The organism is Dactylosporangium sp. NPDC050688 (assembly GCF_040654515.1).
Taxonomy (GTDB): domain Bacteria; phylum Actinomycetota; class Actinomycetes; order Mycobacteriales; family Micromonosporaceae; genus Dactylosporangium.
Genome location: NZ_JBFAIC010000025.1, coordinates 20,516 through 37,851 on the forward strand (window position 1 = coordinate 20,516; position 17,336 = coordinate 37,851).

Annotated in this window: 16 protein-coding genes; 10 read left to right on the forward strand and 6 right to left on the reverse strand. The window is 72.8% G+C overall.

Going from position 1 to position 17,336, the window contains the following annotated elements; translation table 11 throughout:
- Nucleotides 1-247: 247 nt before the first annotated feature.
- Nucleotides 248-532 (reverse strand): 4a-hydroxytetrahydrobiopterin dehydratase, encoded by a 285-nt coding sequence (locus tag AB0H83_RS23720; protein WP_360097797.1) that lies wholly within the window; start codon nt 530-532, stop codon nt 248-250.
- A gap of 53 nt (nt 533-585) precedes the next feature.
- Here AB0H83_RS23720 and AB0H83_RS23725 point away from each other — a divergent pair, with 53 nt between their 5' ends.
- Nucleotides 586-1,428 carry a hypothetical protein gene (locus AB0H83_RS23725; protein ID WP_360097800.1) on the forward strand — a complete coding sequence of 281 codons (843 nt, stop codon included), beginning with the start codon at nt 586-588 and terminating at the stop codon, nt 1,426-1,428.
- On the opposite strand, the gene AB0H83_RS23730 is transcribed toward AB0H83_RS23725, so the two are convergent.
- Entirely contained in the window at nt 1,406-3,502 is a 2,097-nt protein-coding gene (locus AB0H83_RS23730; protein WP_360097803.1) for a prolyl oligopeptidase family serine peptidase, read from the reverse strand. The genes AB0H83_RS23725 and AB0H83_RS23730 overlap by 23 nt on opposite strands.
- A gap of 93 nt (nt 3,503-3,595) precedes the next feature.
- Here AB0H83_RS23730 and mshB point away from each other — a divergent pair, with 93 nt between their 5' ends.
- From mshB to AB0H83_RS23745, 3 genes are all read left to right on the forward strand, one after another.
- Nucleotides 3,596-4,495, forward strand: a complete 900-nt coding sequence (mshB, locus tag AB0H83_RS23735) for an N-acetyl-1-D-myo-inositol-2-amino-2-deoxy-alpha-D-glucopyranoside deacetylase (protein ID WP_360097806.1) — start codon at nt 3,596-3,598, stop codon at nt 4,493-4,495.
- Complete coding sequence (locus AB0H83_RS23740) at nt 4,492-5,244, forward strand: hypothetical protein (protein ID WP_360097809.1); 753 nt, start codon at nt 4,492-4,494, stop codon at nt 5,242-5,244. Before mshB ends, AB0H83_RS23740 begins: the two co-directional genes overlap by 4 nt.
- 66 nt (nt 5,245-5,310) lie before the next feature.
- Nucleotides 5,311-5,775, forward strand: a complete 465-nt coding sequence (locus tag AB0H83_RS23745; RefSeq protein WP_360097812.1) for a hypothetical protein — start codon at nt 5,311-5,313, stop codon at nt 5,773-5,775.
- A 776-nt stretch (nt 5,776-6,551) separates the two neighbouring features.
- Here AB0H83_RS23745 and AB0H83_RS23750 read toward each other — a convergent pair.
- Complete coding sequence (locus AB0H83_RS23750; RefSeq protein ID WP_360097815.1) at nt 6,552-7,505, reverse strand: GNAT family N-acetyltransferase; 954 nt, start codon at nt 7,503-7,505, stop codon at nt 6,552-6,554.
- A gap of 106 nt (nt 7,506-7,611) precedes the next feature.
- Between AB0H83_RS23750 and fdxA the strand changes: the two genes are divergently transcribed.
- Both fdxA and dapC read left to right on the forward strand, forming a co-directional pair.
- Nucleotides 7,612-7,938: a ferredoxin gene (fdxA, locus tag AB0H83_RS23755; protein ID WP_033358407.1), complete on the forward strand. Its 327-nt coding sequence runs from the start codon at nt 7,612-7,614 to the stop codon at nt 7,936-7,938.
- 5 nt (nt 7,939-7,943) lie between these two features.
- Complete coding sequence (dapC, locus tag AB0H83_RS23760; protein ID WP_360098039.1) at nt 7,944-9,053, forward strand: succinyldiaminopimelate transaminase; 1,110 nt, start codon at nt 7,944-7,946, stop codon at nt 9,051-9,053.
- Nucleotides 9,054-9,381: 328 nt separating this feature from the next.
- On the opposite strand, the gene dapD is transcribed toward dapC, so the two are convergent.
- Nucleotides 9,382-10,320 carry a 2,3,4,5-tetrahydropyridine-2,6-dicarboxylate N-succinyltransferase gene (dapD, locus tag AB0H83_RS23765; protein ID WP_360097820.1) on the reverse strand — a complete coding sequence of 313 codons (939 nt, stop codon included), beginning with the start codon at nt 10,318-10,320 and terminating at the stop codon, nt 9,382-9,384.
- A 33-nt stretch (nt 10,321-10,353) separates the two neighbouring features.
- Between dapD and dapE the strand changes: the two genes are divergently transcribed.
- Nucleotides 10,354-11,421, forward strand: a complete 1,068-nt coding sequence (dapE, locus tag AB0H83_RS23770; protein ID WP_360097823.1) for a succinyl-diaminopimelate desuccinylase — start codon at nt 10,354-10,356, stop codon at nt 11,419-11,421.
- 86 nt (nt 11,422-11,507) lie between these two features.
- On the opposite strand, the gene AB0H83_RS23775 is transcribed toward dapE, so the two are convergent.
- The gene (locus AB0H83_RS23775; RefSeq protein WP_360097826.1) at nt 11,508-11,642 is read right to left on the reverse strand and encodes a hypothetical protein; all 135 of its coding nucleotides are present in this window, start codon (nt 11,640-11,642) and stop codon (nt 11,508-11,510) included.
- 101 nt (nt 11,643-11,743) lie between these two features.
- Nucleotides 11,744-12,511 carry a DUF3152 domain-containing protein gene (locus tag AB0H83_RS23780; protein ID WP_360097829.1) on the reverse strand — a complete coding sequence of 256 codons (768 nt, stop codon included), beginning with the start codon at nt 12,509-12,511 and terminating at the stop codon, nt 11,744-11,746.
- Nucleotides 12,512-12,550: 39 nt separating this feature from the next.
- Here AB0H83_RS23780 and AB0H83_RS23785 point away from each other — a divergent pair, with 39 nt between their 5' ends.
- The 3 genes from AB0H83_RS23785 (at nt 12,551) to fxsT (ending at nt 17,335) form a co-directional block, all read left to right on the forward strand.
- Entirely contained in the window at nt 12,551-13,351 is an 801-nt protein-coding gene (locus AB0H83_RS23785) for a TIGR00730 family Rossman fold protein (RefSeq protein ID WP_360097832.1), read from the forward strand.
- Nucleotides 13,351-13,899, forward strand: coding sequence for a TIGR00730 family Rossman fold protein (locus tag AB0H83_RS23790; RefSeq protein WP_360097835.1), 549 nt, complete (start codon nt 13,351-13,353; stop codon nt 13,897-13,899). The genes AB0H83_RS23785 and AB0H83_RS23790 overlap by 1 nt, the downstream gene beginning before the upstream one ends.
- 163 nt (nt 13,900-14,062) lie before the next feature.
- On the forward strand, nt 14,063-17,335 hold the full coding sequence (gene fxsT / locus AB0H83_RS23795; protein ID WP_360097838.1) for an FxSxx-COOH system tetratricopeptide repeat protein: 3,273 nt from the start codon (nt 14,063-14,065) through the stop codon (nt 17,333-17,335).
- The last annotated feature ends 1 nt before the right edge of the window (nt 17,336 follow it).

Here is a 17,336-nt window from a genome sequence, read left to right on the forward strand (position 1 = left end):
CCGACTGGGTACGACAATTGCCCCGCCCAACCCGACACAGCGCATTTTGGCCGGAGCGGGCGCAACACGCACAGCCCGACCGTCCCGCTCATGCCCGGTCCAGCCCCAGCGGAAGCCCGACCACGACGGCCGAGGAAGCGCAGCGCCCGATCTCGCCAGCCGGGCCATATCGAAAGTGCGAGCGCAGCGCGCATGGGGGCCGCGGGTGGGAACCCCCGCCGCGCGCCGCCTGCGGCGCGCAGCTAGCTCAGCCCACCAACTCGTTGATCTGCCTCGCCAGCGTGATGTCCTTCTCCGTGACGCCGCCCGCGCTGTGGGTGCTCAGCCGGAACGTCACCGTCCGCCACCTGATGTCGATGTCCGGATGGTGGTCGGCCCGCTCCGCCAGGTGCGCCACCTCGGCCACCAGCCTGATGCCGTCCAGGAACGTCTCGGCGGTCACCGAGCGTTCGATGCCTGTGGTGTCGCCGGCCCACCCGTTCAGGTGCGCCAGCGCGGTCGCCACCTCGTCACTGCCGAGCACTGCGGTCATACCTGGCACGCTACCCCTGCAGACCGGCCCCGCAGGTCCAGTACAAAGGGAGCATGTCCATCGCAGGTGTCACCCGTGAGCTGCTCGTGCGCTATCTCGACCTCTGGGTGCCGGGCGCGGTGCACTCGCCGCACGGCGCGACGTTCCTGCACGCCTCGGCGGGTGAGCTCGACGGCGACGTGGCGGAGGCGGCGCTGCGGGCCTGCGCGGAGTTCAGCGACCGGCTGCAGCGGCGGCGCCTCACCCTGCTCTACGTCGCGCCCGACGTGACGGGGCTGCAGTCCCGCCTGGACGCCGTACAACGGGAGCTGCGGACACCGGCCGAGCTGGCACTGCACGTGATGTCCGGACCGGTGCCGGTGCTGCTGAAGGCGCTCGGCGCGCGCTCCGGCCCGCTGCTGTCGATGATCGACGGGATCGACCCGGCGCAGGTCGCGACCGGCAAGCCCGCGGAGGTGATCACCGTGGACGTCCCGCGGGAGCGGCTCGGCGGGTTCGACCTCACCGCGCAGGTGACCCTGGTCGAGGGGGAGCGGGAGCGCACGATCGGGTTCGGCACGCGCTCGGCGAAGTCCCTCGAGGCGTTCAAGAACGAGATGTGGGCCCTGGACGAGTACGCGGGCGTGCGGTACCGCGACCCGAACGACCCCGAGGGTCACCTCATGGACATCACCCTGCAGCCGAACCCGGGCGCGCTGCGGCGCGAGTTGATGGCGGTGCTGCGTACCGGCGAGAGGACCGTCACGGAGCTCAAGCGCTTCGCGCTCACGGAGACGATCTACCGGGCCGCCGACGCGGTCAAGGTGGTCACCGCGCTGCTGCAGAGCGGCGCGGTGACCAGGGAGCCGAAGGACGGTCGCCTCGGCGGCGACGTCACGATACGGATCGCCGGATGAAGTCCAGCTCGATGCGCAGCAGCTTCTCGGCGAGGCCGCCGGCGGCCATGTGCGTCGCGCCGGTCAGCGGGATCATCGAGTGCGGGCGGCCGGCGCCGAGCAGCGCCGCCGACAGGCGCAGGGTGTGCGCGGCGACCACGTTGTCGTCGACGAGACCGTGCACGAGCAGCATGGGCCGGGCGTCCTCGGGGCGCACGGGCGGCTCCGCCGCGAGCTCGATCAGCGAGTTGTGGCTGTACACCTCCGGCGCGTCCGCGGGCAACCCCAGGTAGCGCTCGGTGTAGGCGGTGTCGTACAGCTCCCAGTCGGTGACCGGCGCGCCGACGACCGCGCACCGGTACACGTCGGGGCGGCGCAGCACCGCGAGCGCGGACAGCCAGCCGCCGAACGACCAGCCGCGGATCGCCACCCGGTCCAGGTCGAGGTCGGGGTGCTTCTCCGCGAGGGCCTGCAGCGCGTCGACCTGGTCGGTGAGGATCACGTCGGAGAAGCGGCGGTGGATCGCCTTCTCGAAGCTGGGCGACACGCCGGGCGTACCGCGGTTGTCGATGGTGACGACGGCGAACCCGGCGTCGGCCCACCACTGCTTCTCCAGCCAGCGGGCCCGCGCCGCGACGACCTCCTGGTGGCCGGGGCCGCCGTAGATCGCCACGAGCACCGGCAGCTTACGCCCCGCGACGTGCCCGCGCGGGTAGAGCACCGCGGAGGGCAGCCGGCGGTCCGTTACCCGCTCCAACGCGGGCATCGGAATGAAGGGCGGTGCCGCGGCCAGCGAGGGGATCGTGCCGATCACGATGCCGTCGTGATGGATGGTGTACTGCCACCCGGCGTGCTCCAGCGTCTGCGAGCCGATCACGACGGTACGGCCGGCCGCGTGCCCGACATGCCAGCCGGGCTCGCTCGTCAGCCGCTGCGCATGCGCGCCGGAGTGCGAGACCGGGATGCGGTACACGTGCTGCTCGCTGGGCTCACCCTCGCTGGCCTCGACCACGAGGTCGCCGTCGAGCCGGCCGGCGACCCGCCGCACGTACAGGTTGGCCGGGGTCAGCAGGCTGCCGTCAGCGAACAGGCAGCGCGAGTCGTAGCCGTCGTGCGCCAGCTCGCCGCCGACGAGCACCCGGCCGTCGGCGAGGTGCTGCGGGGTGCCGGGGACCGGCTCGACCCAGCGCGGGTCGGCGAGCTCGGCGTGCACCTGCGTCTCGCCGGTGCGCGGGTCGACCGCGATCACCAGGCCGTGCTGCTGCAGCCGGCGCAGCACCGTGAGCAGCGGCCCGCCCTGCTCGGTCCAGGAGGCGTCGACCAGGTACGGGTACGTCTCCCGGTCCCAGTGCACGTCCACCCAGCCGCCGTCCAGGTCGAGCACGTGCAGGGTGACCTTCGCGTTGGTGGCGCCGGCGTGCGGGTACGCCACCGTCGAGGGCGGCTGGTCCGGCTGCGACGGGTCGTGCAGGTGCCAGCGGGGCACCCGCGACTCGTCGACCCGAGCGGTGAGGATGCTGCGGCCGTCCGGCGCCCACCAGTATCCGCGGAACCGGTGGAACTCCTCGGCGCCGATGAACTCGGCCAGTCCCCAGGTCACGCCCTCCTCGCCGGCCAGCAGCGCGTCGGTGCCGTCGGGCTCGATCACGTGCAGGGCGCCGCCGGTCACGTACGCCACCCGGCGCCCCGCCGGGTCGGGCCGCGGGTCGACGGCGGGGCCGGCCGTGCGCAGCTCCGTGAGGTCCCCGGTGAGCAGGTCGACCCGGAAGAGCCGGCCGCCGAGCGGGAAGACCGCCATCAGACCGGCGCCGTCCATCGCGTACGACCCGATGCCGCCCGCCGACAGCCGCAGCCGCTCGCGCAGCGCCCGCTCCGCGGGGGGCAGGTCGGCGTCGTCGGTCAGCAGCGCGGCGGGGTCGGCGAGGAGGCGTTCGGCCCTGGTCGCCACGTCGTACACCCACAGCGCGTCGGCGCTGTCCTCGGGCCCCGGCGAGCGCAGGAACACCACCCGAGCACCGTCGGAGGTCACCGTCACGGCGCGGGGCGCGCCGTAGGAGAAGCGTCGGGTGCGTGCGGCCAGCTCCGGATAGTCCACCCCGGAATGTTTACCTGAAGCGGCGCGATTGTCATGCTCCACGGGCGCCGCGCCGCGGAGGAAGTGTCATACGTACGTCGTAGAGTTGGCGCTGTGAGTGCTCGGAGCATCTTGTTCGTCCACGCGCACCCCGACGACGAGTCGATGGGGACCGGCGCGACGATGGCCCATTACGCGGCCGCCGGCGTGCACGTCACCCTGGTCACCTGCACCCTCGGCGAGGAGGGCGAGATCCACCGCCCCGAGCTCGCCGGGCTCGCCGCCGGCGCCGCCGACCAGCTCGGCGGCTACCGGATCGCGGAGCTGGAGGAGGCGTGCCGCCGGCTGGGCGTCACCGACCACCGGTTCCTCGGCTTCGCGGGGCGCTACCGCGACTCGGGGATGATGGGCACCCCGCCGAACGACCACCCCCGCGCCTTCTGGGGCGCCGACCTCGACGTGGCCGCGGGCGAGCTGCTCGACGTGATCCGCGAGGTCCGGCCGCAGGTCGCGGTCACCTATGACCCCAACGGCTTCTACGGTCACCCCGACCACATCCAGGCCCACCGGGTGCTGATGCGGGCGGTCGAGCTGGCCGACGCCGAGGGGATCGCGCCGGCGAAGGTCTACTGGACCGCGGTGCCGCGCAGCGTGCTGGAGGCGGGGATGGCGGAGTTCCGCGACTCGTCGGACAACCCGTTCGCCGACGTGGAGAAGCCCGAGGACCTGCCGTTCGGCACGCCCGACCACGAGATCGCGGCCCGGCTCGACGGGCACGAGTTCGCCGAGGAGAAGACGGCCGCGCTGCGCGCCCACGCGACGCAGATCCCGCCGTCGTCGTGGCTGTTCGCCATCGCGGGCAACTTCGGCGCCGAGTTCATGGGCGTGGAGTATTACCAGCTCGCCCGGGGGGTCAAGGGTCCCGGCGTGGGGCCGCACGGCTGGGAGGAAGACCTCTTCGCCGGTCTGGACGTCGAGGCGGTCATGCCGCAGTTGGAGACCGCGGCGTCGTGACGAAGCGCAAGGCGGGCACCGCGGCACGGGCCGGGCGACCGTCGCAGGAGCAGCCCACCGGATCGGCGGCCTCGGGTGGCGGTGGGCCCTCGCTGGACAAGGCCGGTGCGGCGCCGCTCTCCGGCGAGGTGGCGGTGCCGCAGACGGACTCCACCGTGCCGGGCGCCACCGTGCCGGACTCCACCGTGCCGGGCGCCACCGTGCCGGACTCCACCGTGCCGGGCGCCACCGTCCCGGGCGCCACCGTCCCGGGCACGGCGCCGGCGGAGCCGCGCACGGCGCACCTGCCCGGTGGGCCGCTCGACCTCGTGATCACCGCCGGCGGACTGGTCCTGGCCGTGCTGCTCGCGGTCGTGCTCGCCGCCCTCGAGGCGTTCCTGGCTCCGTTGCGCGTCTCCGACCTGGGGTTCTCCGGTCCGGGCGAGGGCAACGTGCGGATCCCGATCGCCCTGGTGCTGGCGCTGGTGACCAACCCGCTGCTGGGGTGGTTCGCGTTCACGACGACCGGGCGCCGCTTCGCGGCGCTGCTGCCCGCCGGGGCCTGGTGCGTCGTGTGGATCCTCGCCGCCGGCCGCACCACCGAGGGTGACCTGCTCATCACCAACGACAACTGGGTCGGGCTGCTGACGCTGTTCACCGGTCCGCTGGCGTTCGCGATCGGCATCTACGTCACGGTGCTGCGCCGTCGGGTCACGGCCCCAGCGAACTCTAAGCCAACTGCTCTTGCGCCACAGAGCGTGGACAGGTAGACACGTTCCCGCACCGTCCGTGACCGCGGGCGTCATGCGGCGAACGAGCACCAGCGGAGGCGTGGGATGAAGGAGCGGTGGCTGCCGGTCGGCATCGTCGCGGGGGCACTCTTCCTCGTCAACGTCGTCGCCAGGCTCGTGGTGCGGTTCGCCGCGGGCGATGACGACGCCAAGCAGATCACCATCGGCCTGTGGGCGCTGTTCGCCGTCGGAGCCGTGATGATCCCCGTCGCGTTCTGGTACGGGCGGCGCCACCCGATGCTCCACGTCATCGCCGACCTCGGCATCGCCGTCGTCGCCGCGTGCGTGCTGGCGGTGCTGATCGGGCCGTTCGTGTCGGGCGCCACCCCGTTCGGCAACGGGGTCGGGCTGGTGTTCCGCCAGTTCTTCTACTTCGTCGGCCTGTCCGCGATCGGCGCCGTCCTGGGCACCCTGGCGCTGATGACGCTCGGGCTGGACTACCGGTCGCAGTCCTGGAAGCGCTACATCGACCGCGCCGGCACCAAGCCCCGCCGCATCGTGCGCCGCTGAGCCGCAAGCCGCCGCCCGACGGCCCGCCCCCAGGGAGCCGGCCGCCAGGGGAGCCCGCCGCCCGACGGATTGCCTGCCGGACAACCAGCCCCGACGGATTGCCGCCCGGCGGACTGTGGCCGGTCCCCGTCGCGGCCGCCGGACCGACCAGCGTTGATCTTGCCTGCTTGATCGAAGTCGCACTGTGGTCGCCTGGATAGCCGGGACGCGACTTGGATCACGGCGGTATCGGGTGCCGCGCGGGTCGCGGCGGGTGGCCGATTTGGTCGTGGTCGTCGACCGGCGCGCGTTGATCTTGCCTGCTTGATCCAAGTCGTGCCGTGGTCGTCTGGATGGCCGGGGCGCGACTTGGATCACGGCGGTATCGGGTGCCGCGCGGGTCGCGACGGGCCGCGATGGGCGGCCGATCCGGTCATGGCCGTTGGCCGACACCGCGTTGAGCTTGCCTGCTTGATCCAAGTCGTGCCGTGGTCGCCCGGATGGCCGGGGCGCGACTTGGACCACGGCGGTGTCGGGTGCCGTGGGTCGCGACGCTGTCGGGTGCTGCGGGTCGCAGCGGGTGGTTGATCCGGTTGTGGTCGCCGACCGGGTCCGTGTTGATCTTGCTCGCTTGATCGAAGTCGTGCTGTGGTCGCCTGGATGGCCGACGCGACTTGGATCACGGCGGTCCGGCCGGCGCGGCGGCGACCACGGCCCGCACGCCGCCACGTTCGAGCAGCGTGACCACACGCCGCACGCAGCGCGCGCAGTGCCGGGGGTGGCCACGCCGTACAGTGCTAGCCGGCGGGCAGCAGGCGGCGCGTCAGGTAGACGTGGTGCGTGGTGAAGCCGAGCCGGTCGTACAGGGCCACCGCACCCGTGTTGCGCTCCTCGACCTGCAGGTACGCGTCCGTGGCGCCCACCTCGGCACCCCACGCGACGAGCGCGGCGGCGACCCGCCGGGCCAGGCCCTGCCGCCGGGCGTGCTCCTCCGTGCCGATCAGCGACAGGCCCAGCCAGCGGCCCTCGGGGTCGGCGACGCATCCCCGCCCGGTCGCGAGCAACGCACCGTGGGTGGCGTCGCGGAGGCTCGCGAACCTGACCTGCGGCACGCCGGTGAGGACCTGCAGCGCCGACGCCGGCAGGGCTCCTTTGCGTCCGGCCACCGCGGTCAGCCACTCCGGCGACGGCGCGGCGTCGAGCGTGACCTGCTCGTCCGCGGCGGCGGGCAGGTCGGCCAGCCGGGCCGTCATCACCAGCGTCAGCGGCATCGGGGTCCAGCCGCGGCGGTCCAGCTCGGCGTCAATGCGCCGGAAGAGCGGCAGCGGTACGCTTATTGCTGGTGGCAGTCCGCGGTCCTGGTACCACCGGGTGACCGCGTCGACGGCATCGGGCAGGGGCAGGTCCGGGTCGCCGGCCACGAGGGCGGAGTTGCCCCGCATCGTCCAGCCGCCGGTGGCGCGCAGCAGCCAGTCGCCGAGCCGGTCGCGCTCGCCGGCGGGCCAGCCGGCTGCCGCGGCGACCTCGATGGCCTCGGTGGGGGTGAGGCGGCGCCGGTCCGGGACGGTCTTGGCGCGGTGGATCTCAGCCATTGGAACGCGGATGGCTCCGTCGCGCGTACGCACTGTGAGATGTGTCTCGGTCGCTTCGACGAGCCGGCCCAGAATGTCCGAGTACACCGGCCTGTCGCCGCGATGTCCCACGATGCGGCGCACGACGACCCGACTTCCCACATGCTGTGGACCGAGCACGCTGCACCTCCAGACTGGCGGGATACTAGGCTCGTACCGCCGCGGTAGGGATGCGGCGGGGTTCGCCAATCACGTTGGCAGCCTCAGGCGCGAAAGAGGGCGACCCGTGACATACATCATCGCCGAACCTTGCGTGGACCTGCTCGACAAGGCGTGCATCGAGGAGTGCCCTGTCGACTGCATCTACGAGGGCAACCGCATGCTCTACATCCACCCGGATGAGTGCGTCGACTGTGGTGCCTGCGAGCCGGTGTGCCCGGTCGAGGCGATCTTCTACGAGGACGACGTCCCGGAGAAGTGGAAGGACTTCGTCGGCGCCAACTACTCGTTCTTCGACGAGCTGGGTTCACCCGGTGGCGCCTCGAAGGTCGGCAAGGTCGAGAAGGACGCGGCGTTCGTCGCCGGCCTGCCGCCCCAGGAGCACGACCACTGACCGGCATCGTCCAGCCCGGCGCCCGGCGAGCGCTCGCTGCCGGGCTGCCGGACTTCCCGTGGGACCGGCTGGAGCCGGCGAAGGCGGCGGCGGCCCGGCACCCGGGCGGCATCGTCGACCTGTCGATCGGCACACCCGTCGACCCGGTGCCCGCGGCGATCCGTGCTGCCCTCGCGGCGGCGTCGGACGCGCCCGGCTATCCGCTGACGGCGGGCACGCCCGAGCTGCGGGCCGCGATCCGCGCCTGGGTGACCCGCTGGTGCGCGCCGGGCGGCGACGACTTCGGGGTGCTGCCGACGATCGGCTCGAAGGAGCTGGTCGCGTGGCTGCCGACGCTGCTCGGGCTCGGCCCCGGCGACACCGTGGTCATCCCGCCGGTCTGCTACCCGACGTATGAGGTCGGCGTGCAGCTCAGCGGCGCCACCGTCGTGCGCGCCGACGCCCTGACGTCGCTCGGCCCAGCTCGGGTACGCCTGGTGTGGGTCAACTCGCCGTCCAACCCGACGGGTCGCGTGCTGCCCCCGGCCCACCTGCGCAAGGTGGTCGACTGGGCGCGCGAGCGCGGCGCGATCGTGGCCAGCGACGAGTGCTACCTGCCGCTGCCGTGGGAGGCCGAGCCGGTCTCGATCCTGTCGGTCTGCGACGGCCGGTTCGACAACGTCCTCGCGGTGCACTCGCTGTCGAAGCGTTCCAACCTGGCCGGGTACCGCGCCGGGTTCGTCGCCGGTGACCCCGCCCTGGTCGACGAGCTGCTCGCGGTGCGCAAGCACGCCGGCATGATCGTGCCGGCCCCGGTGCAGGCCGCGATGGTCGCCGCCCTCGGCGACGAGGAGCACGTCGGGCAGCAGCGCGACAGGTATGCCGCCCGCAGGGAGATCCTGCGCACCGCGTTCGAGGATGCCGGCTTCACGGTCGAACACTCCGAGGCCGGCCTGTACCTGTGGCTGACCCGCGACGAGGACTCGTGGGACACGGTGGCCTGGCTCGCCGAGCGCGGGATCCTGACCGCCCCGGGCGCGTTCTACGGCCCCGACGGCAGCCGGCACGTCCGGGCGGCCCTGACGGCGAGCGACGAGCGCATCACCGAGGCCGCGAAGCGACTCGCCGCGGCCTGAAGCACGACGGCGCGAGCGCCGGCCCCACCGGGCCGGCGCACCGCCGGAAGGCCAAGTCACCGCCGGAAGGCCAAGTCACCGCCGGAAGGCCAAGTCACCGCCGGAAGGCCAAGTCACCGCCGGAAGGCCAAGTCACCGCTGGAAGGCGAAGCGGCCGGGCGGCAAGCGGCCGCCGGCCGCACGGCAGGTGCCAGCAGGCCACGGCAGGGCGCGGCGCCGATCCAAGAAAGGCCGATCCCGAGAAAGGCCGATCCCAAGAAGGCCGGCGGCAGCCCGGAACCCGGAGCGAGCGCCGGATCCGGCCCGGTGGCCGGATCCGGTGGCAGCCTCAGTTGGCGTGCAGCGCGGCGTTGAGCTCGATGCCGCGGCCCGCCCGCTCGCGGACCTCCAGGCGGCCCGAGACCGAGTTACGGATGAAGAGCAGGTTCGGCACGCCGGACAGCTCGCGGGCCTTCGCCACGGTGCCGTCCGGCAGGGTGAGCTTCGAGCCGGCGGTGATGTAGCAGCCGGCCTCCACGACGCAGTCGTCGCCGAGCGAGATGCCGATGCCCGCGTTGGCGCCCAGCAGGCAGCGCTCACCGAGGCGGATGACCTCCTTGCCGCCGCCGGACAGGGTGCCCATGATCGAGGAGCCGCCGCCGACGTCGGTGCCGTCGCCGACGACGACGCCGGCGGAGATGCGGCCCTCGACCATCGAGGTGCCGAGGGTGCCGGCGTTGAAGTTGACGAAGCCCTCGTGCATGACGGTGGTGCCGGGCGCCAGGTGCGCGCCGAGGCGGACCCGGTCGGCGTCGGCGATGCGGACGCCCGACGGGGTGACGTAGTCGACCATGCGCGGGAACTTGTCGATGCCGTACACGGTGAGCCGCCGCCCGGCGAGGCGCTCGGCCAGGCGCAGCTCGTCGACCTGCTCCGGCAGGCACGGGCCGGCCGAGGTCCACGCGACGTTGGCCAGCATGCCGAACTGCCCGTCGAGGTTGGCCTGGTGCGGCTGGATCAGCCGGTGGGAGAGCAGGTGCAGCCGCAGGTACACGTCGGCGGTGGAGGCCGGGGCGTCGCCGAGCGAGCCGATCTCGACCTGGACCACCTCGACGGAGAGCGAGGGCAGCGGCCCGGTGGCCGGGATGTCCAGCACCGGCGGCAGCGAGGGCAGCGTGCCGAGGCCGAGCTGACCGGTGGGGAACCAGGCGTCCAGGATCTGCCCGGTCGCGGTCACGGTGGCCAGGCCAAGTCCCCAGGCGGGAGAGTCGATGTAGGCGGTCGTCACGTGGTCGAACGCTACCGCATCTAGGGTATGGGCATGCTGTCCCATGACGTGCTCGCCGATCCTGTCGCCCTGACCCGCGCCCTGGTGGACATCGAGTCGGTGTCCGGCAACGAGGCGGACATCGCTGACCAGGTCCAGCAGGCCCTGAGCGGCACGACGCTGAAGGTCGAGCGGTTCGGCCACACCATCGTCGCGCGCACCGAGCTGGGCCGCCCGGAGCGGGTCGTCCTGGCCGGGCACCTGGACACGGTGCCGCTCAACGACAACTGGCCGTCGCGGACCGAGGGCGGCGTCATGCACGGCTGCGGCACCTCGGACATGAAGTCGGGCACGGCGATCGCGCTGCACCTCGCGGTCACCGAGGCCGAGCCCCGGCATGACGTCACCTACGTCTTCTACGAGTGCGAGGAGGTCGACTCGGCGCGCAACGGGCTGAAGATCCTCGCCGACAGCCGGCCCGGGCTGCTGACGGACGCGTCGTTCGCGCTGCTGCTGGAGCCGACGCACGGGCTGGTCGAGGCGGGCTGCCAGGGCACGCTGCGGGTGCTGGCGCGCACCAGCGGCCGCCGGGCGCACTCGGCGCGGTCCTGGCTGGGCGACAACGCGATCCACAAGGCCGCCCCGATCCTGCAGCGCCTGCGGGGGTACGAGCCGCGCACCGTCACCATCGACGGCTGCGAGTTCCGCGAGGGGCTCAACGCGGTGCGGATCAGCGGCGGGGTCGCCGGCAACGTCATTCCCGACGAGTGCGTGGTCGAGGTCAACTTCAGGTTCGCCCCGGACCGCTCCGAGGAGCAGGCGGCGGCGCACGTGCGGGACGTGCTCGAGGGCTTCGACCTGCGGGTCGTCGACACAGCGCCGGGCGCGCTGCCGGGCCTGGACGCGCCGCCCGCGCGGGAGTTCCTCGCCGCGATCGGGCAGCCGCCGCGGGCCAAGCTCGGCTGGACCGACGTGGCCAGGTTCGCCGCGCTCGGCGTACCGGCGCTCAACTACGGCCCCGGCGACCCGAACCTCGCGCACAAGCAGGACGAGCACGTCGAGCTCGACAAGATCGTCGAGGGCGCCGACGCGGTCCGGCGCTGGCTGACCGGCGCCGCGTAACCCAGGCCGCCGGCGCACGGCCCGAGCCGGCGGCGCACGGCCCGAGCCGGCGGCGTACAGCCCGAGCCGCCGGCGCGTAACCGGTCTCAGCCCTCGTGCGTTGCGGGTTCCGGGGGCTCGACAAGCGGGTCCATCGCGGCCAGCATGCGACGCACCGCGAGCACCTCGCGGATCCGCCGGTTCATCTGCCGCTTCCGGCGGTCGTGCTCGGCACGTGTCATACCGGTCACCCCCTACACCCTGCCGTCCGGTATACCGGGTACGACGCGATGACACCGGCAAACGTTGTCCACCGCACCCGATTCCTCACCGGGATCGGGCATCATCGCGGTGCCGCGGGGCCTGTCACGTACGTCCTGCCGTCGGGGTAGGGCCACGGATTGCGCGCGCAGCCCTCCAGGCCGAACGTCTGCCGGGCCATGACCGGCGCCGGCGCGCCCCTGCGCGGGCACACCGCGTGGCCGTTGCCGAGGAAGTGCCCGACCTCGTGGTTGACGACCATGTCGCGGTAGTCGGCCAGCCGCGGGTACCAGGCGACGCCGAGCTGCCAGCGCTTCAGGTTGATGATCACGTCCCGCCCGCCCCGGCAGGACACCTCGCCGCGGGTGCGCACGCCCCGCTTCGCGCACATCGTGTCGGTCGTGCCGGGGGTGGCCAGGTGCACGGTCAGCTCGCTCGGCTGCCCCGCCGGCACCCGCTGGAAGGAGACCCGCCCGCCCGCGATCCAGCTCCGCGGGTCGGCGAGGGTCGTGTGGACCGCCGCCGCGAACACCTCCGGGTCGACCATCGTGCCCTGCTCGGTGGCGACCGTGTACCGCACCAGCCGGCCCGCGCCGCCGGCCCGCTCGCCGCCGGTGGCGCTGTGGTCGAACCTCCCGGTGCCGCGGGCGGGGACCGCGGTGACCACCGGCGACGACGTGCGGGACAGCGACGGCGTGGGGGAGGGCGGCGGGGACGACGCGACCGGCGGTGACGGTGCCGCCAGCGACGTGCGGGTGGCGCCGGGCGCGCTCGCGCCGTACCAGATCCCGCCGGCGACGGCGGCGATCACGACCGCCGGCACGGCGACCAGCCCCCGAGGACGCCCCATCGGTGCATTGCATCATGAGATCCACGTACGGTGGGGGCCATGACCGAGGGCAGGACCAGCCAGCCGCCTGAGCGGCACCGCGGACCGGTGACGCTGCGCCGCGACTCCATCCCGCCGAGCACCGCCGACCAGCGGCTGCTCGACTCGCGCCTGCGCAGCGAGTGGAAGACCAAGGACGCCTGGCGGGCGCTGCGGATCCTGAGCGAGTTCGTGGAGGGCTTCGACACCCTCGCAGACCTGCCGCCGTCCGTGAGCGTGTTCGGCTCGGCCCGCAGCAAGTCCGACAGCCCGGAGTGGAAGCTCGGCGAGGAGCTCGGCGGGGCGCTCGCGCGGGCCGGCTACGCGGTCATCACCGGTGGCGGCCCCGGCGTCATGGAGGCGGCCAACAAGGGCGCCGCGGAGGCCGGTGGGCTGTCGGTCGGGCTCGGCATCGAGCTGCCGTTCGAGCAGGGGCTCAACGAGTGGGTCGACCTCGGCATCGACTTCCGCTACTTCTTCGCGCGCAAGACGATGTTCGTCAAGTACGCCCAGGCGTTCGTGGTCCTGCCCGGCGGGTTCGGCACCCTCGACGAGCTGTTCGAGGCGGTGACCCTGGTGCAGACCAGGAAGGTCACCCGCTTCCCGGTGGTGCTGATGGGCACCGCGTACTGGCGGGGCCTGGTCGACTGGCTGCGCGACACCATGCAGGCCGACGGCAAGATCGGCCCCGAGGACCTGGACCTGCTGTTCCTCACCGACGACGTCGACGAGGCCGTGCAGCACATCGCGATGGCCGGCGAGGACCTCGAGGAGGTCGAGGCCGCCTCGGCCCGCCGCGCCGCCCGCGAGGCGAGCGGCTGATGGCGTCGATCGGCGTGTTCTGCGCCTCGTCGCAGCGGCTCGACCAGCGCTGGCTCGACCTGGCCCACCAGCTCGGCGTCGAGATCGGCCGGCGCGGCCACGAGCTGGTCTCCGGCGGCGGCTGCGTCGGCATGATGGGCGCGGTCGCCGACGGTGCCCGCGACGGCGGCGGCCGCACCTACGGCGTGATCCCGCAGTCGCTGGTCGACCTGGAGGTCGCCGACACCAAGTCCGACGAGCTCGTGGTCACCGACGGCATGGCCTCGCGCAAGACGATGATGATCCAGCGGGCGGACGCGTTCGTGGTGCTGCCCGGCGGGCTCGGCACCCTCGACGAGCTGTTCGAGGTGTGGACCACCGCCACCCTCGACCTGCACCGCAAACCGGTCGTGCTCTTCGACGCCGACGGCTTCTACGAGGGCCTCGTCGGGTGGCTGCGCGGCCTGGTCGACCAGGAGTTCGTCCGCCCCGCGGCGATGTCGATGCTGCTGGTCTCCCGAGACGTCACCGCCGCCCTGGACCTGCTGGAGGAGTCGCTGCTGCGCTGAACGCGGGGTTCCGGCGAAACAAACTCACATCACGAGTGCGACGGTGATCAATTACTGCGGAGCCCACCGAAGAATGCGCCATTCGAGTTCGGGCATTTCCGCGGGCGGGCAGATCGGATATTCTTTGTGCTCGGGATTCGTCGTGCGTGGGGAATGAGTGTCCGTGGCGCAAGTGCAATCCGGCCGTGGCCGACTCGACGGTCTGGTCAACGTGTTGCTGCTGGTGCCGGAGCTGTCCGACCCCGACGCGTGGGATGCCGCGGTGGAGGAGACGGAGCGCCGGCTCGACCGTGACCTGGAGGCCCGGCGCTTCCCGGACCACCGGCGCGACGTGCAGTCGGTGCTGCGTGCCTGCCAGGCGTGCTCCGGCGGGCTGCGCAGCCTCGCCCGCGTGCTGCACGGCATCTATCCGGCCGTGTTCACCGCCGACGCCGTCGCCATCGCCGACCGCATCGCCGGTCCGGAGCTGCTGTCCGGGCCGGACCGCGACGCGCTGCTGGACATCCTGCGCGACGTGCCGGTGGAGCAGCTCGCCGCGGCCGGCGAGCGGGTGCAGGCCGGCGGCCCGCTGTCGACGAGGGCCGGCTGGTCCGACATTCGCGCCGCCGTGCTCGGCCTCGAAAATGCGTCCGGTGAGATTCCTTCGCTGTTGACGTTCATCGATGCGCTGGAAGCGGTCACCGGGCCGCCGAATGCGGACGAGTTGCGCCAGTGGGCAGATTCGGTCAAGGGCGGCCTGCTGTTCGGGCATTCGGCGTCGGTGCTGTCCGTGGACGCCGAACGCACCTCGCCGGACGTGCGGGTCGAGCGCCCCTCCGTCGGCGGCCGACCGGTGCGCTCCCGCCGCGCTGACGGCTCGCAGCCGATCTGGGGCGGCGGCGTGCCGATCCGCAACAGGAACTTCACCGGCCGCGTCGCGCTGCTGGAGCGCCTCGGCTCCGCGCTGCGGCAGGGCTCGAAGGCCTCGGTGCTGCCGCAGACGCTGCAGGGCATGGGTGGTGTCGGCAAGACCCAGCTGGTGGTCGAGTATGTCTACCGCAACATCGACGACTACGACCTGATCTGGTGGATCGCCGCCGAGCAGACCGCGAGCGTCCTGGATTCCCTCGCCCAGCTCGCCGAGCGGCTGGGCCTGACCACGACCGACGACCGCCGCCGCACCGCCCGCACGGTGCTGGACTCCCTCGCCGACAGCGGCCTGTCGTGGCTGCTGGTCTATGACAACGTCGATGAGGCGGTGATCCTCGACCAGTTCGTGCCCTCGCACGGTGGCCACGTCATCGTCACCACCCGCAACCAGGAGCTGGCCAGCGGCTGGTCCTCGATCGCCGTCGACGTGTTCGAGCGCGGCGAGAGCGTCGAGCTGCTGCAGCGGCGCAGCCAGGACCCGCACGGGCAGGCCCGCATCAGCGACGCCGAGGCCGACGAGCTCGCCGACAAGCTCGGCGACCTGCCGCTGGCGCTGGAGCAGGCGGTGTCGTGGTATCTGGCCACCGCGATGCCCATCCGTGACTACCTCGAGCTGCTCGACAACCAGATGAGCCGGGAGCTGCTGTCGGAGGGCCGGCCGCAGGGCTACCCGGTCACCGTCGCCGCGTTCGTCAATCTGGCCGTGCAGCGGCTGCGCGAGGTCGCGCCGGCCACGGCGCAGATGTTCGAGCTCTTCGCGTTCCTCGGCGGCGAGCCGGTCGCCGTGTCGCTGCTGCGGTACGGCCGCGACGCCGACATCGCCGAGCCGCTGAAGTCGACCCTGGCCGTGCCGCTGGAGCGCAGCCGGGTGGTGCGCGACCTGAGCCGGTACGGTCTGGCCAAGGTCGACCAGGACGAGCGGCTGCAGGTCCACCGGCTGGTCCAGCGGGTGCTGCAGGAGAGCCTCGACGACGACCGGCGCCGCCGGGCCCTGCTCAACGCGCAGAACATCCTCGCCGCCGCCAACCCCGGCGACCCCGACGAGGTCGGTGAGCTGTCCCGCCAGCGGGACCTCGGCGCGCATCTCACCGCCGCCCGGATGATCTCGGCGGAGAACGTCGCGGCCCGGCAGGTCATCCTGCACCACGCCCGCTACCTGTACCTGACCGGCAACTACGAGGACAGCCGCGACCTGGCGCAGCGGGCCGTCGACGTCTGGTCGCAGGACACCACCGACCCGCAGTACGGGCCCGAGGGCGACTTCACGGTGCAGGCCATCGCGCTGCTGGCCAACGCGACGCGCACCCTCGGCGACAGCGAGAAGGCCAGGGAGCTCGCGCAGACCGCGTACACGGTCATGTCCCGCTCGGCCGGCTTCGGCGAGCGGCACGAGTCGAAGCTCATCACCGGCAACCAGGTCGGCGCCGACCTGCGCATTGCCGGGCTGTACCGCGACGCGCTGGAGTTCGACCTGGTCTCGGTCGGCCTGCACGACGAGGTGTTCGGCCCGTTCGAGAAGTACACGCTGCGGGCCAAGGCCAACCTCGCCGTCGACTACCGGATGGTCGGCGAGTTCGAGAAGGCGCTCGCGCTCGACCGGGAGATCGCCACCCACTGGGAGAGCATGGGCGGCACCGACCCGCGGGCGCTGTCGGCGTACCTCAACATGGCCCGCGACTACTACGGCATGGGCGCCTACCAGGCCGGGCTGGACGTCATCGAGCTGTGGCGCGAGCCGCTGCAGCAGAGCCTCGGCCCCCTGCACAGCCAGGTGCTGCTGGCCGGCCGGACCTACGGGGTGATGCTGCGCAAGGCCGGCCGCCGCGACGAGGCGGTCGGCATCCTGCGCGACCACCACGAGCGGGTCAAGGAGCGCTTCGACTCCCGGCCCAACCAGGAGCGGCTCCGGGAGGGCTCGAAGCCCGACTCCAACCACGAGTTCGCGCTCGCGGCCGCGATGAGCCTCAGCAACGCGCTGCGCGAGGTCGGGGAGTACGACGAGGCGCTCGCCCTGATCGACGACTCGCTGAAGCGCTACGACCAGCACTTCGGCAAGCAGCACCCGCTGGCCCTGGTCGCCCGGGTCAACGAGGCGATCCTGCGGCGGGCCCGCGGCGAGCACGCCGAGGCCAGGGCCATCGACGAGCGGTGCTTCACCGCACTCGGCGCGGTGCTGTCGCCGGACCACCCATACACGCTGTGCGCCGGCACATCCTTGGCCGCCGACTTCGCCATCGCCGGCGAGCGCGAGCGGGCCGCCGAGATGTCCCGGCAGATGCTACAGATGAGCCGCTCCTACGGCGGCGTGCACGAGGCGCGGGACAACGCCGAGCACCCGTACCTGCTGATGCGTGAGGTCACCCTGGCCCACGACCTGCGGGCCCTCGGCGAGCAGACCGAGGCCGACCGGATGTTCGGGCGGGCGGTCACCGGGCTGCGCAAGGCGCTCGGCCCGAACCACCCGGACGTGGTGGCGATCGAGCGCCGGCAGCGGCCCGAGGGTGACATCGAGCCGCCGCCGACGTAAG